This window comes from Cytobacillus sp. T106 (assembly GCF_040492155.1).
In the GTDB taxonomy this organism is placed as follows: domain Bacteria; phylum Bacillota; class Bacilli; order Bacillales; family Cytobacillaceae; genus Bacillus_AB; species Bacillus_AB infantis.
In genome coordinates, this window is record NZ_JBEUMK010000015.1 from 1 (window position 1) to 18,679 (window position 18,679).

Sequence of the window (18,679 nt, forward strand, 5' to 3'; positions counted from 1 at the left end):
CGCTGCGCGCTGTGGGGTCTCAACTTTTCCGCTATTTCCCGCAGGAGTCTACGTGCCTTCCACTCCGATCAACAGGGTTTCTAAAGTTTTTTGTGTCCTAGAGATTAGGCTAGTTTACTAATTCCAAAAAAAGGCCAGTAGGATTAATTAAATCGGCTGAGGGCGGAAGATTATATACCATGCACTTTTGTCTATAAAAATGAGCGGATCACTTTATGCGGTGACCGCTCTTTTTTTATTCTCAGGAGTAAGTAATATAAGCCGGTACCCCGTTTTCTCTTAGTCTTCCGGCGAGGGATTGGGCGTTTTTTAGTTGGGAGAAGGCTCCGGCCTGGACTCTGTAGAGGCCGCCGGCTGGTTTGTAAAATGATAGGAGTGCCATGCCGATGGTTTCTCCGCAGAGCTGCTGGTATTCTTTGGATTGCAGCAGACTGCATTCTGTTTTATTGGTCATGAATCCGCATTCGATGAGGATGGCTGTCATGGTGGTTTTTCTTAGTACATGGAAGTCCGCAGTTTTGACTCCGCGGTCGGCCAGGCCGGTTTCTTTTACGAGCTGTGCCTGGACGGATTGGGCTAGCTTTACTGCTTCTGCAGGGCGGGAGGTGTGGACGTATGTTTCGATTCCGTTTGCGCTGTTCCAGCCTGTTCCGTAGGCGTTGGCGTGGATGGAGACATAGCAGTCTGCTTTCCAGCGGTTGGCTATTCCGGTTCTTTCGGATAATGGGATGTCCCATTCGTCGGAATGAGTGTCCATGACGGTTAATCCGGCCTGTTCGAGGAGTTTGCGGCAGTGGTGGGCGGCCTGGCGGTTGAATTCGTATTCTCTGAAGCCGTCGGGGCTTCTTTTTCCAGGGGTTTCGTAGCCGTGTCCTGCGTCGAGTATGATTTTCATTTGTTTCCCTCCTAATGATTTGTTCATTTACTATATAGGGAGAAATGGGGATTTAGGACATGGTGAGGGAGAAAAAATTTTAGGAACTATGTAGTTTGGTTCTTTGGATGTAGTCTGTTGATCTGCGTTCCAGGCACTTCACTTTCCGCGGCGCTGAGCCTCCTCAGAGCGAGCTCTTGCGGGGTGTCAGCTTTGCCGCTGCAATCCCGCAGGAGTCTTCGTGCCTTCCACTCCGATCAACAGGGTTTTTAGAATTTATTTGCATTAGCAAAAGGGAGACCTTAGCTCTCTTTGAATGGGGCTGTTGATCTGCGCTGCAGGCACTTCGCTTTCCGCGGGGCGGAGTTGAGCCTCCTCGCGCTGCGCGCTGTGGGGTCTCAACTTTTCCGCTATTTCCCGCAGGAGTCTACGTGCCTTCCACTCCGATCAACAGAGCTTCTGAAATTGATTGGGCAACCTAAAGCTGCTTTCAAAGGCTCCCTTAAACTCCCTTAAATATGACAGCATTCCGAGTTGAGTAACTTAACCCGCCCCCATGAAGAAGCACATCCTCCCCATTCTATACTGATTTAATAACCGCTGAACCCTCACACCCTCCGCATTGTATGAATAAATTTATACCTGTCAGCACGGTATGCCGATTGGACGAATTCGAAGGGGGTACCGTCGGAGAGCCGGGTTGTGCGGAGGATGAGGAGGATGGGGGAGCCTTCTTGTATGGAGAGAAGTCCTGCCTCCCGGTTTTTGGCGCCGGCTGCTTCGATTTCCTGTTCTGCTTCTGCAATGGACAGGGATAGGCGTTTTTCAGCGTATTCGTAAAGGGAATGGCCCAGGTCCTCTTCGGTCAGGCCGGGCATGAGCGCTTCAGGGATATAGTTGGTTTCCAGTGCCATGGGGAGTCCGTCGGCCAGGCGGATCCTGGAGATTTCATAGACTGGGCTGCCCTCGGCAATCTGGAGGCGTGATGCTATGCCGCCTGGAGCCGGCAGTGTCTGAAAGGAAAGGGTGCGGCTGCTCGGCTTCATCCCGCGCATCTGCATATCCTCCGTGAAACTTGTTAGCCCCTGAAGCTCCTGCTCTACTTTTTGTTTGTTGACGAATGTGCCGCGGCCTTTTTCCCGATATAGGAGGCCTTCCCTCACAAGATTGCTGATGGCCTGCCTGACGGTCATCCTGCTGATCTGGAACTGCTCGGCATATTCCCGTTCAGATGGGATGGCTTCTTCTTCCTGCAGGAGGCCTTCCCTGATCTGCTTTTTCAGCTGTTCTTCCAGCTGATGATAGATGGGGATCGGTGAATTTTTATCAATCATATGAATGTCTCCTTATACCTTTTGCAGTGCCTCTGCGTCAGCCACGATTGTCACTTGCGGATGCAGCTGGAGGGCGGAGGCAGGGAATTTTTCATCCGGCTTTCCGTTCAATAGGTGATAGACGGCTTCGGCCTTTGATTTTCCGGAAGCAAGCAGCAGGATTTCCCTGCTGTCCAGGATAGAGGCAATGCCCATTGTGATGGCCTGGTTCGGAACTTCTTCTATGCTGGAGAAAAATCGGCTGTTTGCTTCGATTGTGCTTTTATCAAGGTCTACGACATGGGTCCTGCTTGAAAAGGGGGTTCCTGGTTCGTTGAAGCCGATATGGCCGTTCTGGCCGATGCCAAGCACCTGAAGGTCAATTCCGCCAAGCATTTTGATCTGCCTGTCATAGCGCCTGCATTCCTCTGTCAGGTCAGCAGCCAGGCCATTCGGAATATAAGTCTGGCTCAAAGGTATATCGATATGCTTGAACAGGTTTTCATTCATGAAGGTATGATAGCTGTTTTTATCTTCCTTCGGGAGGCCGATATATTCATCAAGATTGGCGGTATGGATATTTTTATAAGAAGTCCGGTTTTCCTTATAATCTGCTGCTAAGCAATCATAAAGCCCTTTCGGTGTGCTGCCGGTTGCAAGGCCCAGTGTGAGGGAAGGAGCCGATTTGATTTTTTCCAGGATGATCTGGCAGGCAATCGAGCTCATATCCTGGTAGTTTTTTGCTTGGACGATTTTCATCATTCTACCTCCAAATGATTATATGCGACTTTTCCGCGGCAGATCGTCAGTACGATGTCCATGTTTTCGTTCAGTACAGTAAGATCGGCATCTTTTCCTTCTGCAATGCTGCCTTTGCGGTCGAATACTTTCAGCTGCTTTGCCGGATTTTCGCTGGCGAGCTTGACTGCCTCAGCCAATGTGATATCCGCGAACTTGGTCATATTTTTAACAGAGTCTTTCATTCTCAGGATGCTTCCCGCCAGTGTGCCGTCCTCAAGCAAGGCCATCCCATCCTTGACAGTAACATCCTGGCCGCCGAGATCATAGGTGCCGTTTTTCAGGCATTTTGCCCTCATTGAGTCGGTGATCAGCACCATTCCGTCCATGCCTTTGCTGTTCAATGCAAGTTTGATCATTTCTGGACGCACATGGACTCCATCTGCAATCATTTCCACGATCAGTTCTTTGAAGAGGAGAGCTGCGCCTGCTGTGCCTGGTTCACGGTGATGAAGTCCCTTCATGCCATTGAACAGGTGGGTTACATGGGTCGCACCTGCTTCGACAGCCTCCCTGACTTCTTCATAGTCAGCATCGGAATGCCCGATGGAAGCGATAACGCCTGTTTCGGCCAGATGGCGGACCAGCTCTTTTCCGCCCTCGAGTTCAGGTGCAAGGGTGATGAGCCTGATCAGCTGTCCGGATTTTTCCTGCCAAGCCTTGAATAACTCGACATCACTTTTCAGGATATGCTCGAGCGGCTGGGCGCCTTTTCGTTTTTCGTTGATGAATGGGCCTTCCAGGTGGATGCCGAGCATTTCGGCCTCAAAACCTTCCGGCTTGTATGCCGCTGCATTTGCCAATGCCTTTTCGATCAAGGATCTTTCCTGTGTAATGGTGGTCGCGAGGAAGCTTGTCGTCCCTTCGGCGGGAAGGGTCCGGGCTATTGTCTGTAATGCTTCAGGTGTGCTGTCCATCGTATCGGCCCCGCCTGCACCGTGGATATGAAGGTCGATAAAGCCCGGCGCCAGGGTTGCACCGGCATCCAGCTCTATCGTCTTGTCTGCAGACTGGCCGCCAAGCTCATCCGCCGGGCCGAAGCTTTTAATCTTGCCGTCTTCAACCAATATATATCCTTTATCAATTATTCCATCCTCTGTCAGCACTCTGCTGTTTTTTAAAAGTAGGGAACTCATGCCTCACATCTCCGTTCTGAATCCTGATATTTTATATTTCCATGATAAAATAAACACATATAGTTGTCTATACCAATTTTGTATCCTTTATGTAAAGGTTTTTGAAAAAATCAGATAGCACAATTTGGTTCTGCGGGGAAAAATGCTACAATAAGATGAAACTTTATTGTCTAGTTTCTCCAATCGAAAGAAACCATTCATTATAATAGACCTTATCAGGCGCATTCCGCAAAAGGAGGACAACAGCGTGGCAAAAGTGCGAACAAAAGACATCATTGAGAAATTTAATTTAGAGCTGATCAGCGGGGAGGAAGGGATCAGCCGTCCGATTACAACCAGTGATATTTCCAGACCCGGGCTTGAAATGGCGGGCTTTTTCGACTATTACCCTGCAGAGCGCATCCAGCTTATAGGGAAGACAGAGATGAGCTTTGCGGAAAAGCTGAGTGATGCAGACAGGCAAAACAGGATGGAATCCCTCTGCACTGATATCACGCCAGGCATCATCATTACAAGGGATATGGAAGTGCCGGAAGGGCTGATTGAGGCTTCGGAAAGGGAAGCGGTGCCTGTCATGCGTTCCAAGCAGAAAACGACGAGGTTCTCCGGCCTTTTGACAAATTTCCTTGAAAGCAAGCTGGCCCCGACGACCGCAGTGCATGGCGTGCTAGTCGATATATACGGAGTTGGCGTGCTCATTACGGGCAAGAGCGGCGTCGGTAAAAGTGAAACGGCCCTTGAGCTTGTGAAAAGAGGCCACCGCCTTGTTGCTGACGACTGCGTGGAAATCCGCCAGGAAGATGAAGATTATCTTGTCGGTACTTCGCCGGAACTGATTGAGCACTTGCTTGAAATCAGGGGACTGGGCATCATTAATGTGATGACCTTGTTCGGTGCAGGTGCTGTCCGCAGCAATAAACGCATTTCCCTCGTTATGAATCTTGAGCTGTGGGATCAGAAAAAACAATATGACCGTCTTGGCCTTGATGAAGAGAAAATGAAGATCATTGACACAGATATCACAAGGCTGACCATCCCGGTCCGTCCGGGGCGGAACCTGGCTGTCATCATTGAAGTGGCGGCGATGAATTTCCGCTTGAAGCGAATGGGCGTCAATGCCGCAGAACAATTTACAAGCCGCCTTTCTGATGTGATCGAGGACGGGGACAACGACTAGTATACCCAAATAAATAGAGAGTTTCTGTAAGGGGATTCTGCAAAAAGGAGAATGATTATGGAAGAAAATATCCAGCCGCTTGATCCGATTGCTTTTTCGCTCGGTCCCATCCAGGTTCACTGGTACGGGCTGATCATCGGTACGGGGATTGCGCTTGCTTTATGGCTGGCCATGCGCGAAGGGGAAAAGCGCGGGCTGCAGAAGGAATTGTTTGCTGATCTGATGCTGTGGGCGATTCCGATCGCAATTTTGTCTGCAAGGCTGTATTATGTCATTTTTGAATGGGACTATTATGCACAAAACCCTGCCGAAATCATAAAGATCTGGCATGGCGGAATCGCTATACACGGGGCACTGATCGGCTCAGTCATCACTGCGTATGTTTTTGCGAAGAAAAAAGGCATTTCTTTCTGGCAGCTGGCTGACATCACCGCGCCGAGCATCATCCTTGGCCAGGCCATCGGCCGCTGGGGCAACTTTATGAATCAGGAAGCACATGGCCGTGAAGTGACACGTGCGTTTTTGGAAAATCTTCATCTTCCGGAGTTCATCATAAATCAGATGTACATAAACGGAACGTATTACCACCCGACCTTCCTGTATGAATCAGTATGGAATATAGCCGGATTTGTTATCCTGCTGTCTTTAAGAAGAGTAAATTTGCGCAGGGGCGAGCTTTTCCTTACGTATGTGATCTGGTACAGCATCGGCCGCTTTTTCGTTGAAGGGATGAGGACGGACAGCCTGATGCTGACTGAGAGTCTCCGCATGGCGCAGTTTATATCCATCGTCCTGGTCATCGGGGCCATAGTGCTCATCGTTATCAGAAGAACAAAGGGTTATGCAGATAAAAGGTATTTGGATAGGAGTGCTTAAGCTCATAGTATAAAAACAAAGGGGAGAGAGAAACATGCTGTTCGGCACGCTCAAACGAGGATTAGCTGCAGGGCTTAAAACGACATGGTCACTGGGGAAAATCATTTTCCCTGTCACGCTGATCGTTGCGCTGCTTCAATATACGCCTGTGCTTCCCTGGGTCATTAAGGTGATAACGCCGCTGATGGGACTGCTTGGACTATCCGGTGATGCCGCCATTCCGCTTGTGCTCGGGAACTTCCTGAATCTGTACGCAGCCATCGGGGCCATCCTGACATTGGATCTTTCGGTGAAGGAAGTATTCATCATTGCGGTTATGCTGTCCTTCTCGCATAATATCCTGATTGAATCCGGTGTGGCGCTCAAGGTGGGTGTTAAGCTCTGGATTATCCTGGCTGTACGTTTCGGCCTGGCCATCCTGTCTGCCGTGGTGATCAATCTGGTATGGCGCGGCGGCTCCGAGCTTGCACAGTACGGCCTGATCCCGGCCAAGGAAGAACAGGCATCAGGTGTTGCTGCCATTCTTCTAGAAGCGGTAACCAAGGCGGGTCTCGGGATTCTGCAGCTCGCCATCATCGTCATTCCGCTGATGATTGGGATACAGCTGCTGAAAGACTTGAAATGGCTGGATGTTTTTTCAAAATGGATGGCGCCTGCAACAAGGGCGCTGGGAATGAAAGAGAATACCTCGACCACTTTGGCTGCCGGCCTGATTTTTGGCCTGGCATACGGGGCGGGAGTCATGATACAGGCTGTCAAAGAGGACGGAGTCAGCAGGAAGGATGTAACCATCGCGTTCATCTTCCTGGTCGCATGCCATGCGGTAATCGAAGATACACTTATTTTCCTCCCGCTGGGCATTCCGGTGCTGCCGCTGCTCCTGATACGCCTTGGCACAGCCATTGTACTGACATTGGCGGTCGCCTTTTTCTGGAACCGCCGTTCCCAAGTGGCCAGCAATAGAAAGGAAGCTGCTTTGTGAACGAAAACATAAACACGATTTTATTTGATCTGGACGGAACATTGATTGATACAAATGAACTGATCATCAGCTCATTCCTCCACACGCTTGAAGCGTATTATCCGAACAAATACAAGCGGGAGGATGTGCTTCCGTTCATGGGTCCGACCCTGCATGAGACTTTTGCCGGCATTGATGAAAGCCGGGTTGAAGAGATGATCGGCAAATACCGCGAGTTCAATCTTGCGAACCATGATGTGCTTGTCAAAGAGTTTGATGGTGTGTTTGATACAGTCAGGACCCTGAAGGAATCAGGCTACAAGCTTGGGATTGTTACGACGAAGGTTATGCCAGTCGTGGAAAAAGGGCTGAAGCTGACGAATCTGGACCAGTTCTTTGAAGTTGTTGTGGCACTGGACCATGTTGAAAAAGCTAAGCCTGATCCGGAGCCGATTTACAAGGCGCTTGAGCTCCTCGGCTCCCGTCCGGAGGAAGCTATCATGGTGGGGGATAACCACCATGATATCCTTGCCGGGCATAATGCAGGCACCAAATCAGCCGCTGTCGCCTGGTCTGCTAAGGGCAGGGAGCATCTGATGCAGTATAAGCCTGATTTTATGCTGGAGAATATGGCTGACCTCCTTGATATCCTGGAGGATTATAAAGGATGAGGAAGACAGTCAGGCATCCGGTTGAGGGCGCCAATTCTCTCTGGCATGTGTACAAAACGGTCCCGTTTGCGAAGGTTGTAAAAAATTTCATCGTCATACAGCTGGCCCGGTACACCCCTTTTCTCGGATTGAAAAACTGGCTGTACCGTACATTCCTGAAAATGAAGGTCGGCGATCAGACTTCGTTCGCGCTTATGGTCATGCTGGATGTGATGTTCCCGGAAAAAATAAGCGTCGGACGCAACACGGTCATCGGCTATAACACGACCATCCTGGCGCACGAATATTTAATCCGCGAATACCGCCTCGGTGAGGTGAAAATCGGCAGCGAGGTCATGATCGGCGCCAACTCAACTCTGCTGCCCGGAATCACGATCGGCGACGGTGCGATCGTCTCCGCCGGCACCCTTGTCCACAAGGACGTCCCGCCCGGCAGTTTCGTCGGGGGAAACCCGATGCGCGTCATTTATACAAAAGAAGAACTGCAAAAGCGCTGGCAGGATGATCCGATCTACGGCCAGGCTGAGTGAGAAAAGCTCCATTAACTTCGGTTGATGGAGCTTTTTTGATAGGAGGAGGGGACAGGTAAATCGTGAAAGCTGCAAAAAGGGGAACTTGCTAATATATCGGAAAAGCCGCAAATAAAATTGGAAACTCGCAAATAAAACTTAAAACCCGCAAATATAATCAGATTCCCGCAAATAAAACAAAAATCCCGCAAATATAAACCATAGAACCCCTGCATATACCGGTTCCAAGCCCAGTACTCAACTGCCTCAAAAGCTTTTCCACGGATACATCCCCCCGATTTTCAGAAAATAAGCATTAATGGTTGACGCATGCTGGAAACAGCGATAAACTACTATTAACTTCAATTCGATAACATATTAGCGAACTAAAGGATTCGGAACTTTTGATTTAGAGGTGGAATACGATGAGCCGTTTATTTATGTTTGAAAAGCCATTAGGCATGCGTGATACATTGCCTGAAATATATGAAACAAAAAGCAGGGTCCGCTCTTCCATTGAAGAGGAGATGAAGAGCTGGGGCTATCAATTTATGGAAACACCGGCGCTAGAATATTATGAAACCGTCGGTTCGGCTTCGGCGACACTTGATCAGCAGCTGTTCAAGCTCCTGGACCAGCAGGGCCATACTCTTGTGCTCCGGCCGGATATGACAGCCCCGATTGCCCGGGTGGCTGCATCCAGGCTTTTGAAAGAAGATCTTCCATTGAGACTCGCCTATTCAGCCAATGTATACCGGGCCCAGCAGAGAGAAGGCGGCCGCCCGGCTGAATTTGAACAGATCGGCGTCGAGCTGATTGGCGATGATTCAATCAGCGCGGATGGCGAAGGCCTGGCTCTCCTCATCAGCTCGCTGAAAAAAGCGGGGCTGGAGGACTTCCAGCTGTCTGTCGGCCATATCGGCTTTGTACAGGAGTTTTTCCGCCAGGTTCTTGGAACAGAAGAAAGGGCCAATGAATTAACGAGATTTCTTTATGAAAAAAATTATGTCGGGTACCGGGAGCATGTGAAGAATCTCCCGCTATCTTCTATAGATAAGCAGCGCCTCCTGGATTTCCTTCAGCTCAGGGGCGGCCGTGAAGCGATTGAGCAGGCGTTCAGCCTGATTGAAAATAATAAGGGCAGGGAAGCGATCGTCCAGCTTGAACGTCTGTGGGACACGATGGCCGATTTTGGCGAAGGTGAAAAAATCAAGCTTGATCTGACGCTTGTCAGCCATATGAGCTATTACACCGGAATCTTATTTGAAGTATACGCAGGGAATGTCGGCTTTCCGATCGGCAATGGGGGCCGCTATGACCTTCTGCTGAAAAAGTTCGGAAAATCTTCAGGGGCGACCGGCTTTGCCATCCGGCTTGACCGCCTGCTTGAAGCTCTAGGCGGAGCAGGGGAAAAAGAGCCGCTCCATTGCATCATCTTTAGCTCGGAGCGCAGGCGCGAGGCATATGAAAAAGCAAAGGTTATGCGGAAATCAGGGATCAAGGCTGTGCTTCAGGATATCAGCGGCGTCAAAAACCTGGATGCGTGCACAAGCCAATATGATGATATTACCTTTTTAGTTGGAAAAGCCGGGAAGGAGGAGCAGCAATGAAGGACCTGCTGACGATTGCGATGCCGAAAGGGCGGATATTTGAGGAGGCTGCAGAGCTGCTGCGCCAGGCCGGCTTCGATCTGCCGCCCGAATTTGATGACTCACGCAAGCTGATCATTGATGTGGAAGAAGAAAGATTTCAATTTATCCTTGCAAAGCCGATGGACGTACCGACCTATGTGGAGCATGGGGTGGCGGACCTCGGGATAGCAGGAAAAGACGTTATGCTCGAGGAAGAGCGTGATATATATGAGCTGCTTGATTTGAAAATCAGTGCCTGCTATCTTGCTGTAGCAGGAATTCCGGGTACAAAAATGAATGAAGTGGCGCCAAAAGTGGCAACTAAATATCCGAATGTGGCCGCGGCATATTTCCGCGAGCAGGGGGAACAAGTTGAAATCATCAAGCTGAACGGCTCCATTGAACTTGCCCCGCTGATCGGACTGTCGGACAGGATCGTCGATATCGTGTCAACAGGCAGGACACTGAAAGAAAATGGACTGGTCGAGTACGAGCAGATCGTCGGCATCACATCCAGGCTGATTGTCAATCCGGTCAGCTACCGGATCAAGGACAAGCGCATCAGCGAGATTGTCGACAAGCTCAGCAGGGTCGTGAATGAACAGGCAGCTCAATAGCTTGCTGCTTCAGGGAGGGGAAACAGGATGAAAATCATCAGAGTATCAGAAGAGATTTCTATTAAGAGATCGGTTGACAGCGGTACGGAAGAGCAAAGGAATGCTGTTAAAAGCATCATTGCCGAAGTGCGCAAAAATGGTGACGAGGCAGTCCTCAGCTACACAGAAAAATTTGACGGGATCCAGCTTTCCTCCTTCGCGGCCACTCCTGCTGAAGTAGAGGAAGCCTACAGTACAATTGATCCTTCAATCCTCGAGGTAATCAAGGAGGCCGCAGCCAATATCCGCAGCTTTCACGAGAAGCAGCTTCGGCCATCCTGGATGACGACAGATGAAGATGGGACGATGCTCGGACAGAAGGTGACTCCCCTTGATTCAGCAGGCTTGTATGTTCCGGGCGGCACTGCAGCCTATCCATCCTCTGTCCTGATGAATGTAATTCCGGCAAAAGTGGCTGGAGTCAGAAGGATCGTTATCACCTCCCCGCCAGGCCGGGACGGAAAGCTCCCGGCTGCAGTACTTGTAGCTGCTAAGGAAGCAGGAGCAGAAGAGATCTATAAAATCGGCGGTGCACAGGCCATTGCTGCATTGGCTTATGGAACAGAATCCATTAAGCCTGTAGACAAAATTACTGGACCGGGTAATATTTTTGTAGCTCTTGCCAAAAGGGAAGTCTTTGGAGATGTTGATATTGATATGATTGCCGGCCCGAGCGAAATTGCCGTGCTCGCCGACGAAACGGCGAGAGCAAACGAAGTGGCTGCAGATCTGCTGTCACAGGCAGAGCATGATCCGATGGCCTGCAGTGTTCTGGTTACAGCCTCCTCAATTCTCGCTGAAAAGGTAGCAGAAGAGGTGGAACGGCAGCTTGCAGATCTCCCCCGCCGGGAAATTGCCGGAAAATCAATTGAAGACTTCGGTATGATTTATGTGGCGGAAACTATGGAAGAAGCCGTAGAAACGGTGAACCGTCTGGCACCTGAGCACCTCGAAGTGCTGACGGAAAACCCGATGGAGCTTCTCGGCCAGATTAGGCATGCTGGGGCCATCTTCCTGGGGAGATACAGCCCTGAGCCTGTCGGCGACTATTTTGCCGGCCCGAATCATGTATTGCCGACGAACGGGACAGCCCGTTTCTCCAGTCCGCTCAATGTGGAGGATTTTCAGAAAAAATCGAGCATCGTTTATTATAGTAAAAAATCGCTTCAGGAAAATGGAGCAAAAATCGCTGCCTTTGCCAGGCTTGAAGGCCTGGAAGCCCATGCGCGGGCAATCGAGGAGCGCCTGAATAACAAGGAGGAAAAATAAATGGCAAGAACGGCATCTGTTGAACGGAATACAAACGAAACACAAATAGCTCTATCCCTCGAAATTGATGGAGAAGGACAATCCAAACTGGAAACGCCTGTCCCATTTATGACACATATGCTCGACCTTTTTGCCAAGCACGGGCAATTCAATCTGACAGTAGATGCGAAGGGCGACACAGAGGTGGATGACCATCATACAACAGAGGATATCGGCATCTGCCTCGGCCAGGTTTTAAAGGAAGCGCTAGGGGATAAAAAAGGCATCAAACGCTACGGAAATGCATTTGTGCCGATGGATGAAGCATTAGCGCAAGTTGTTGTCGACCTGAGCAACCGTCCGCACCTGGAAATCAGGGCAGACTTCCCGAGCCAGAAGGTCGGCACCTTCGATACAGAGCTTGTCCATGAATTCCTGTGGAAGCTGGCCCTTGAAGCGCGGATGAATCTGCATGTGATCGTCCACTATGGCCAAAATACACATCATATTATCGAAGCCATTTTCAAGGCGCTTGCAAGGGCGCTTGATGAAGCGACGACAATCGATCCAAGAATTAAAGGAGTTCCGTCAACGAAAGGGATGTTATAAAATGATCGGCATCATTGATTATGGAATGGGTAATCTGTTCAGCGTAAGCAAAGCGCTAGAGCGGCTTGAAGTCCCTTACTTTCTATCAGAAGACCAGGAAGAGCTGAAAAAAGCGGATGGGCTGATCCTTCCTGGAGTAGGCAGCTTCAAGGATGCGATGGACCGGCTGAATGCTACCGGGCTGACAGGGATGATTCAGGAATATACCGCGGCAGGCAAGCCGCTTGCCGGCATCTGCCTTGGCATGCAGCTTTTGTTCGAAAGCAGTGAGGAAAATGGCTATTCAGAAGGCTTGAAACTTTTGCCTGGAAAGGTTGTCCGTTTTCCAGGAGAAGATGAGCAAGGGGAAAAATACAAGGTCCCGCATATGGGCTGGAACAGGCTTGAGTTCATCAACTCTTCACCGATTCTGAAGAATGTGGAAGAAGGATATGTTTATTTTGTCCACTCCTATTATGCAGAGCCGGGCGATCATGATGTTGTCATTGCAAGAAGCTTTTATGATAGGGAAGTTCCTGCTGTGGTCGGCAGGGACAATGTCTTCGGGATGCAGTTCCACCCGGAAAAAAGCAGTTCCCTTGGCATGGAGCTGCTGCGGAATTTTACGACGATAGCCAGCAAAGGAGGAGGGTCCCAATGAGCTTTACAATCTATCCGGCCATTGATATGAGAGCAGGCAAATGTGTCCGCCTGCTGCAGGGAGATTATGAGAAGGAAACGATTTACGGCGATTCTCCGTTCGATATGGCCAAATCTTTTGCAGATGCAGGCGCAGAATGGATACATATGGTCGACCTTGACGGCGCAAAAGATGGCAAGCGTGTGAATGACTCTTTTGTCATTAAGGCTGCGCAGGAGCTTGGTGCAAAGGTCCAGATAGGCGGGGGAATACGGACAGAGGAGGATATCGCCCACTATCTCAATAATGGCGTTTCCCGTGTGATCATCGGCAGCATCGCTGTTTCCAATCCTGAGTTTGCTATAGAAATGATCCGCAAGTACGGCGATAAAATTGCGGTCGGTCTTGATGCAAAGGATGGCTATGTTGCGACACATGGCTGGCTCAATACTTCCGAGGTAAAAGCGGTTGAGCTTGGGAAGCGGTTTGCTGAAGCTGGAGCAGAGACCTTTATTTTTACCGATATCGCGACAGACGGGATGCTGTCCGGGCCAAATGCGGATGCTGTCAGGGAGCTCGCGGCAGCGACCGGAAAAATCGTCATTGCTTCAGGGGGCGTAAGCAGCCTTGCTGATTTGGCAGCATTGAAGGAGAATGAGGCTGAGGGTGTTGCCGGCGCGATTGTCGGGAAAGCCATCTATGAAGGCCGGTTCACGGTTGAACAGGCCTTGAAGGAAGTGACCCGCTGATGCTGACAAAACGAATCATTCCATGCCTGGATGTTAAGGAAGGCCGGGTTGTAAAAGGAATTCAGTTTGTACAGCTCCGCGATGCCGGCGATCCGGTCGAGCTGGCCCGCTTTTATGATCAGCAGGGAGCTGACGAGCTTGTGTTCCTTGATATCTCAGCATCACATGAAGGCAGAAAAACGATGACCGAAGTGGTAAAGGCGGTCGCTTCAGAGCTGGCCATCCCTTTCACGGTCGGCGGCGGAATCAATGCACTTGATGACATGAAAAGAATCCTCAGGGCAGGTGCAGACAAGGTTTCCTTGAATACAGCAGCTGTAAACAATCCGGACCTGATCAGGGAAGGAGCAAGCTTCTTCGGGTCACAGTGCATCGTTGTCGCAATTGATGCGAAGTATGATCCTGAGCTTGGATCCTGGAGAGTGTACACTCATGGAGGCCGCAAAGAGACGGACCTTGAAGTGATTGAATGGGCAAGGCAGGCGGTTGAGCTTGGCGCCGGGGAAATCCTGCTGACCAGCATGGATGCCGACGGCGGGAAAAAAGGGTTTGACCTTTTATTAACGAAAGCAGTGAGCGAGGCTGTCAGCGTTCCGGTCATCGCATCCGGAGGTGCCGGCAACAGCGCCCATTTCGCTGATGCCTTTACAGAAGGGAAGGCTGATGCTGCCCTTGCTGCGTCAATCTTCCATTATAAAGAAACATCAGTCAGTGAAGTAAAGCAATTTTTAAAAGAAAAAGGGGTGACGGTCCGATGAATCTGGAAGAACTGAAATTTGATGAAAACGGTCTGATTCCGGCGGTGGTCCAGGACCGGAAAACGAAGGAAGTATTGACTCTGGCCTATATGAACAGTGAATCACTGTCTCTTTCCATTGAAAGCGGCGAAACATGGTTCTACAGCAGATCACGCCAGGAGCTGTGGCATAAAGGAGCAACCAGCGGAAATACGCAGAGGATCGCTGAAATCAAATATGACTGCGACCAGGATGCACTCGTCGTGCTTGTTGAGCCAGCCGGGCCTGCATGCCATACAGGTGCCGTCAGCTGTTTTAATGAAACTGTCTATCAAGCAGAAGAACTGACAGAAGGTATACAGGACAGCTACAGCATCCTTGCCGAGCTGGAGCGGGTAATCGAGCAGCGGGAAATAGAGCGTCCGGAAGGGGCCTACACAACCTATCTGTTTGAAAAAGGTGTGGATAAAATCCTGAAAAAGGTTGGCGAGGAATCCGCAGAGGTCATCATCGCGGCAAAAAACCGCGACCAGGAAGAGCTCAAATGGGAAAGCGCCGATCTGCTTTACCACCTGCTCGTCCTATTGCGCGAGCAGAAGCTGCCATTCGAGAAAGTGCTTGGTGTGCTGAAAGAGCGGCATGAAAAAGGTTGATTTTTGAGGAGGGCAGCTCACTTAAGCTGGCCTCTTTTTGGTGAATTGTGGTGAAAATGTAAGAAGGGGTGAATCATGCGGAAACTAGGGTGAATAACAAAAAAACTAGGGTGAATCGTGCGGGATTAGGGTTGAATAACGGCTGTTCTAGGTAGAATCACGGCAGAATTATGCTGTAACATGCTTAGGTTAAGCAGAACAGTGCGGAAATTCAGCAGATACTGTGAAAGAATCCAAGAATTTCCTCGAGAACCGCCGGAATTGCCGTAGGTAAACCAACTGAATGCCATGATGGGCAGGAAAACTCCACCTGCAGATACGCTTTTAAACTCATGGCCACAATTCTGTTTCCCGAAAAATACTAATCTCATTCTGCTCTTCTCCGGCGGCTTGCACATGTGATATACTACTGTAGTTAAGGCTGGCGCAGGTGTGCGAGTGATTGGCCTGCTGCCTAGAGATGAGGGATTACATGAGCAAAGACTCAAAAGCAAGACAACCGATGGGGAAACTACTTACATTCATCCCGACTGGCGAGTATTATTTTTCAAAAGGGATCAAATCCTTTCACCGCCGGGATTTTCATAAAGCAAGCAAATATCTGCAGCGTGCGATGCAGCTGGAGCCGGGCGAGCCAATGATTGCCTGCCAGCTGGCGATCGTGTATACAGAATTGAATGAATACCAGAAGTCGAATAAGCTGCTGCATCTTGTCCTGGAGGAGCTTGACGAGGAAATGGCTGAATGCCATTACTTCCTTGCCAATAATTATGCCCACCTGGGATTCTTCAAGGATGCTTACCAGCATGCCAATACGTATTTGGAGCTCGAGCCTGATGGAGAGTTCATTGAGGATACGGAAGATCTTTTGGAACTTTTGACACTGGAAGCAGAAGATCTGGATGAAGAGCTGTATGAGCAGGACGACCTGATCACCAAGCAGGAGCAGGCAAGAGAGCTTCTTGAATCAGGGCATTTCCCGAAAGCAGTGGAAATTTTGAGCACGGTGATTGAGGATTATCCGGAATATTGGTCAGCCTACAATAACCTGGCGCTTGCCCATTTTTACCTGGGAGAAGTGAACAAGGCGAACGATATCCTTGACGAGGTGCTTGTACGCAACCAGGGCAATCTTCATGCGCTCTGCAATAAGCTTGTGTTTGCCTACTATCAGCATGATCTTGAAGAGGTAAAGGCTTTAATTGAAACGCTGAAAAAAATTCAGCCGCTTTTGATCGATCACCAGTTCAAGCTGGGGGCCACCTTCGCGCTTGTCGGTGAATATGAGCCTGCCTACAAGTGGCTGCGCAAGCTTCACAAGTCAGGCTACGAGGGGGATGGCGCCTTTTATTACTGGCTTTCTTATTCTTCCTACTTTACGGGGAAAGAGGACCAGGCCAGGAACTTCTGGAAACGGGTGCTGGAATACAGCCCTGAGAAGGCGGGCCTTGAACCATGGAATGAAGATAAGCCGGAAACAGCGGGTTTCGAGGACCATCTGGATTCCATCTATAAAAAAATGAACAGTGAATATGCGGAGGAACGCTTATTTGCTCTTTTCCTTGCTTCAAAATCAGGCAGCAAAGATGAGATCCTTGCAAGCAAGGATGTTAAGCAGAATCCGAAATTCAACAGCGTTGACAGGGAATATGCATCATTGATTGAAAAGGGCGCACCAGAAAAAAACAGTGTGAATATTGCCCATGAAACGGCAGAGCTCTTATACAAACACCACAAGCCGATCGGAACGGTTGAAGCCGGATTGTACCTGGCATGGTTTACTGTCTTCAATGAAGCCGAAGGCCAGGGGCTCCTTGCCAGGAATGCAAAAGCATGGGCCGGTGCCGTGGAATATGTCTGGAGAAAGCAGCGCAGTGAAAAAGTCTCGCAGCAAAGCGTCGCAGCACAGTACGGACTTTCTGCTTCCACGCTGCAAAAGTATATAAAATCAGTCAGCAGCTTTCTGAAATGAGCAGATTCTTGGACTGTTTCCTTATTGTTTTATAGGATATGGTTAGTAAGGAAATACTATTGAAACAACCGCTGTTTTTCTTGGGAATAAACGCACTGCTCCATCAGTTCCTTCTGCCCGCCGAGGCGGTAAAGGCAATTTTTTCAGAGCGGTAATATGACTATAGAAAAAGCATTTCTCAGGGGGAATCAGCAAGTCCTAGTGAAGGAGTGGAGCAAGATGACAGAAGAAAAAATTTATGATGTCATCATCGCTGGCGCAGGACCGGCCGGAATGACAGCTGCTGTGTATACATCCCGTGCCAACCTGTCTACATTGATGATTGAACGCGGCGTGCCGGGAGGGCAGATGGCCAACACAGAAGAAGTCGAAAACTATCCTGGTTTCGATCATATCCTGGGCCCTGACCTATCTACTAAAATGTTCGACCACGCCAAGAAATTCGGCGCCGAATATGCATATGGCGATATCAAAGAAATCATCGACGGTGAAGAATACAAAACCGTTGTTGCAGGATCAAAACAATATAAAGCCCGTGCTGTAATCATTACAACGGGTGCTGAATATAAAAAAATCGGTGTTCCGGGTGAAAAAGAACTCGGCGGCCGCGGTGTATCATATTGTGCTGTCTGTGATGGCGCGTTCTTCAAAGGCAAAGAGCTTGTTGTTGTCGGCGGAGGAGATTCTGCTGTCGAGGAGGGCGTCTACCTGACCCGTTTCGCGGAAAAAGTAACCATCGTCCACCGCCGCGACGAGCTGCGCGCACAGGCAATCCTTCAGCAGCGCGCGTTTGACAACGAGAAGGTTGATTTCATCTGGAACTCTACAGTTAAAGAAATCAACGAGAGCGAAGGCAAGGTGGGAAGCGTCACGCTTGTTTCTACTGAAAATGGGGAAGAGCGCGAATTCAAGGCAGATGGCGTATTCATCTACATTGGCATGGTGCCATTGTCCAAACCTTTCCAAAGCCTTGGCATCACCAATGAGAACGGCTATATCGAAACGAACGAACGCATGGAAACGAAGGTTCCCGGCATTTTCGCTGCCGGAGATATCCGTGAGAAAATGCTTCGCCAGATCGTGACAGCAACAGGCGATGGCAGTATTGCCGCACAAAGTGCCCAGCACTTTGTGGAAGAATTGATGGAATCTTTAAAGGCGAAAGCTTAATATTGAATGAAAAAACGTCCATTCCTAAGATGGGCGTTTTTTTCATTCACTGTCAGGGCGGATAAGATTTTTTAAAGAGGGAAAAGCAAAAAAGATGCCGCTTCCATCCAGCTGGGGTAATAGGCCAAAAGCCGCAATATATAAGGGTTTTGGGCAGCTTTTTACGAGAATTTTAAAAAGTCATTTTGTTTTAATCGTACTGTAACAGTAGTGCAATAAACATCGGGTAATATAGGAATAGAAATTGACCCCCTTTTAAGATATAATCCTTTGTGCAGCACAGGCCTACATAGCCTGTGCTCTTTTTTTTGGGCGAAGGC

Annotated in this window: 19 protein-coding genes; 15 read left to right on the forward strand and 4 right to left on the reverse strand. The window is 49.5% G+C overall.

All coding sequences use genetic code 11. The features are described from left to right. Positions 1–241 precede the first annotated feature (241 nt). The 4 genes from ABU165_RS20700 to nagA form a co-directional block, all read right to left on the reverse strand. The gene (locus ABU165_RS20700; protein WP_318060818.1) at positions 242–895 is read right to left on the reverse strand and encodes an N-acetylmuramoyl-L-alanine amidase; all 654 of its coding nucleotides are present in this window, start codon (positions 893–895) and stop codon (positions 242–244) included. Positions 896–1,482: 587 nt separating this feature from the next. Further along, positions 1,483–2,208 carry a GntR family transcriptional regulator gene (locus ABU165_RS20705; protein ID WP_311225611.1) on the reverse strand — a complete coding sequence of 242 codons (726 nt, stop codon included), beginning with the start codon at positions 2,206–2,208 and terminating at the stop codon, positions 1,483–1,485. Between the two features lie 12 nt (positions 2,209–2,220). Then, positions 2,221–2,946, reverse strand: coding sequence for a glucosamine-6-phosphate deaminase (gene nagB, locus ABU165_RS20710; protein WP_022544385.1), 726 nt, complete (start codon positions 2,944–2,946; stop codon positions 2,221–2,223). Then, on the reverse strand, positions 2,946–4,121 hold the full coding sequence (nagA, locus tag ABU165_RS20715; RefSeq protein ID WP_318060817.1) for an N-acetylglucosamine-6-phosphate deacetylase: 1,176 nt from the start codon (positions 4,119–4,121) through the stop codon (positions 2,946–2,948). Before nagA ends, nagB begins: the two co-directional genes overlap by 1 nt. 247 nt (positions 4,122–4,368) lie before the next feature. Between nagA and hprK the strand changes: the two genes are divergently transcribed. The 15 genes from hprK (at position 4,369) to trxB (ending at position 18,359) form a co-directional block, all read left to right on the forward strand. Next, positions 4,369–5,298: an HPr(Ser) kinase/phosphatase gene (hprK, locus tag ABU165_RS20720; RefSeq protein ID WP_009793047.1), complete on the forward strand. Its 930-nt coding sequence runs from the start codon at positions 4,369–4,371 to the stop codon at positions 5,296–5,298. Positions 5,299–5,355: 57 nt separating this feature from the next. After that, positions 5,356–6,174 (forward strand): prolipoprotein diacylglyceryl transferase, encoded by an 819-nt coding sequence (gene lgt / locus ABU165_RS20725; protein ID WP_318060816.1) that lies wholly within the window; start codon positions 5,356–5,358, stop codon positions 6,172–6,174. A gap of 34 nt (positions 6,175–6,208) precedes the next feature. Beyond that, complete coding sequence (locus ABU165_RS20730; protein WP_148949644.1) at positions 6,209–7,156, forward strand: nucleoside recognition domain-containing protein; 948 nt, start codon at positions 6,209–6,211, stop codon at positions 7,154–7,156. Then, a complete protein-coding gene (ppaX, locus tag ABU165_RS20735) occupies positions 7,153–7,806 on the forward strand; it encodes a pyrophosphatase PpaX (RefSeq protein WP_009793050.1) in 654 nt (217 codons plus the stop codon). The genes ABU165_RS20730 and ppaX overlap by 4 nt, the downstream gene beginning before the upstream one ends. Then, positions 7,803–8,336: an acyltransferase gene (locus ABU165_RS20740; protein ID WP_009793051.1), complete on the forward strand. Its 534-nt coding sequence runs from the start codon at positions 7,803–7,805 to the stop codon at positions 8,334–8,336. Before ppaX ends, ABU165_RS20740 begins: the two co-directional genes overlap by 4 nt. Before the next feature lie 404 nt (positions 8,337–8,740). Next, positions 8,741–9,925 carry an ATP phosphoribosyltransferase regulatory subunit gene (locus ABU165_RS20745; protein ID WP_022544382.1) on the forward strand — a complete coding sequence of 395 codons (1,185 nt, stop codon included), beginning with the start codon at positions 8,741–8,743 and terminating at the stop codon, positions 9,923–9,925. Next, positions 9,922–10,563, forward strand: a complete 642-nt coding sequence (gene hisG, locus ABU165_RS20750; protein ID WP_009793053.1) for an ATP phosphoribosyltransferase — start codon at positions 9,922–9,924, stop codon at positions 10,561–10,563. Before ABU165_RS20745 ends, hisG begins: the two co-directional genes overlap by 4 nt. Positions 10,564–10,590: 27 nt before the next feature. Then, complete coding sequence (hisD, locus tag ABU165_RS20755) at positions 10,591–11,871, forward strand: histidinol dehydrogenase (RefSeq protein WP_248138645.1); 1,281 nt, start codon at positions 10,591–10,593, stop codon at positions 11,869–11,871. Next, on the forward strand, positions 11,872–12,459 hold the full coding sequence (hisB, locus tag ABU165_RS20760) for an imidazoleglycerol-phosphate dehydratase HisB (RefSeq protein WP_094768519.1): 588 nt from the start codon (positions 11,872–11,874) through the stop codon (positions 12,457–12,459). A 1-nt stretch (position 12,460) separates the two neighbouring features. After that, positions 12,461–13,099, forward strand: coding sequence for an imidazole glycerol phosphate synthase subunit HisH (gene hisH, locus ABU165_RS20765; protein ID WP_318060815.1), 639 nt, complete (start codon positions 12,461–12,463; stop codon positions 13,097–13,099). After that, entirely contained in the window at positions 13,096–13,827 is a 732-nt protein-coding gene (gene hisA, locus ABU165_RS20770; protein ID WP_318060814.1) for a 1-(5-phosphoribosyl)-5-[(5-phosphoribosylamino)methylideneamino]imidazole-4-carboxamide isomerase, read from the forward strand. The genes hisH and hisA overlap by 4 nt, the downstream gene beginning before the upstream one ends. Further along, positions 13,827–14,585, forward strand: a complete 759-nt coding sequence (gene hisF / locus ABU165_RS20775) for an imidazole glycerol phosphate synthase subunit HisF (protein ID WP_318060813.1) — start codon at positions 13,827–13,829, stop codon at positions 14,583–14,585. Before hisA ends, hisF begins: the two co-directional genes overlap by 1 nt. Continuing rightward, entirely contained in the window at positions 14,582–15,217 is a 636-nt protein-coding gene (gene hisIE / locus ABU165_RS20780) for a bifunctional phosphoribosyl-AMP cyclohydrolase/phosphoribosyl-ATP diphosphatase HisIE (RefSeq protein ID WP_318060812.1), read from the forward strand. The genes hisF and hisIE overlap by 4 nt, the downstream gene beginning before the upstream one ends. Before the next feature lie 472 nt (positions 15,218–15,689). Next, on the forward strand, positions 15,690–17,189 hold the full coding sequence (locus ABU165_RS20785) for a tetratricopeptide repeat protein (RefSeq protein WP_022544381.1): 1,500 nt from the start codon (positions 15,690–15,692) through the stop codon (positions 17,187–17,189). Positions 17,190–17,408: 219 nt separating this feature from the next. Beyond that, entirely contained in the window at positions 17,409–18,359 is a 951-nt protein-coding gene (gene trxB, locus ABU165_RS20790; protein ID WP_009793062.1) for a thioredoxin-disulfide reductase, read from the forward strand. Positions 18,360–18,679 lie beyond the last annotated feature (320 nt).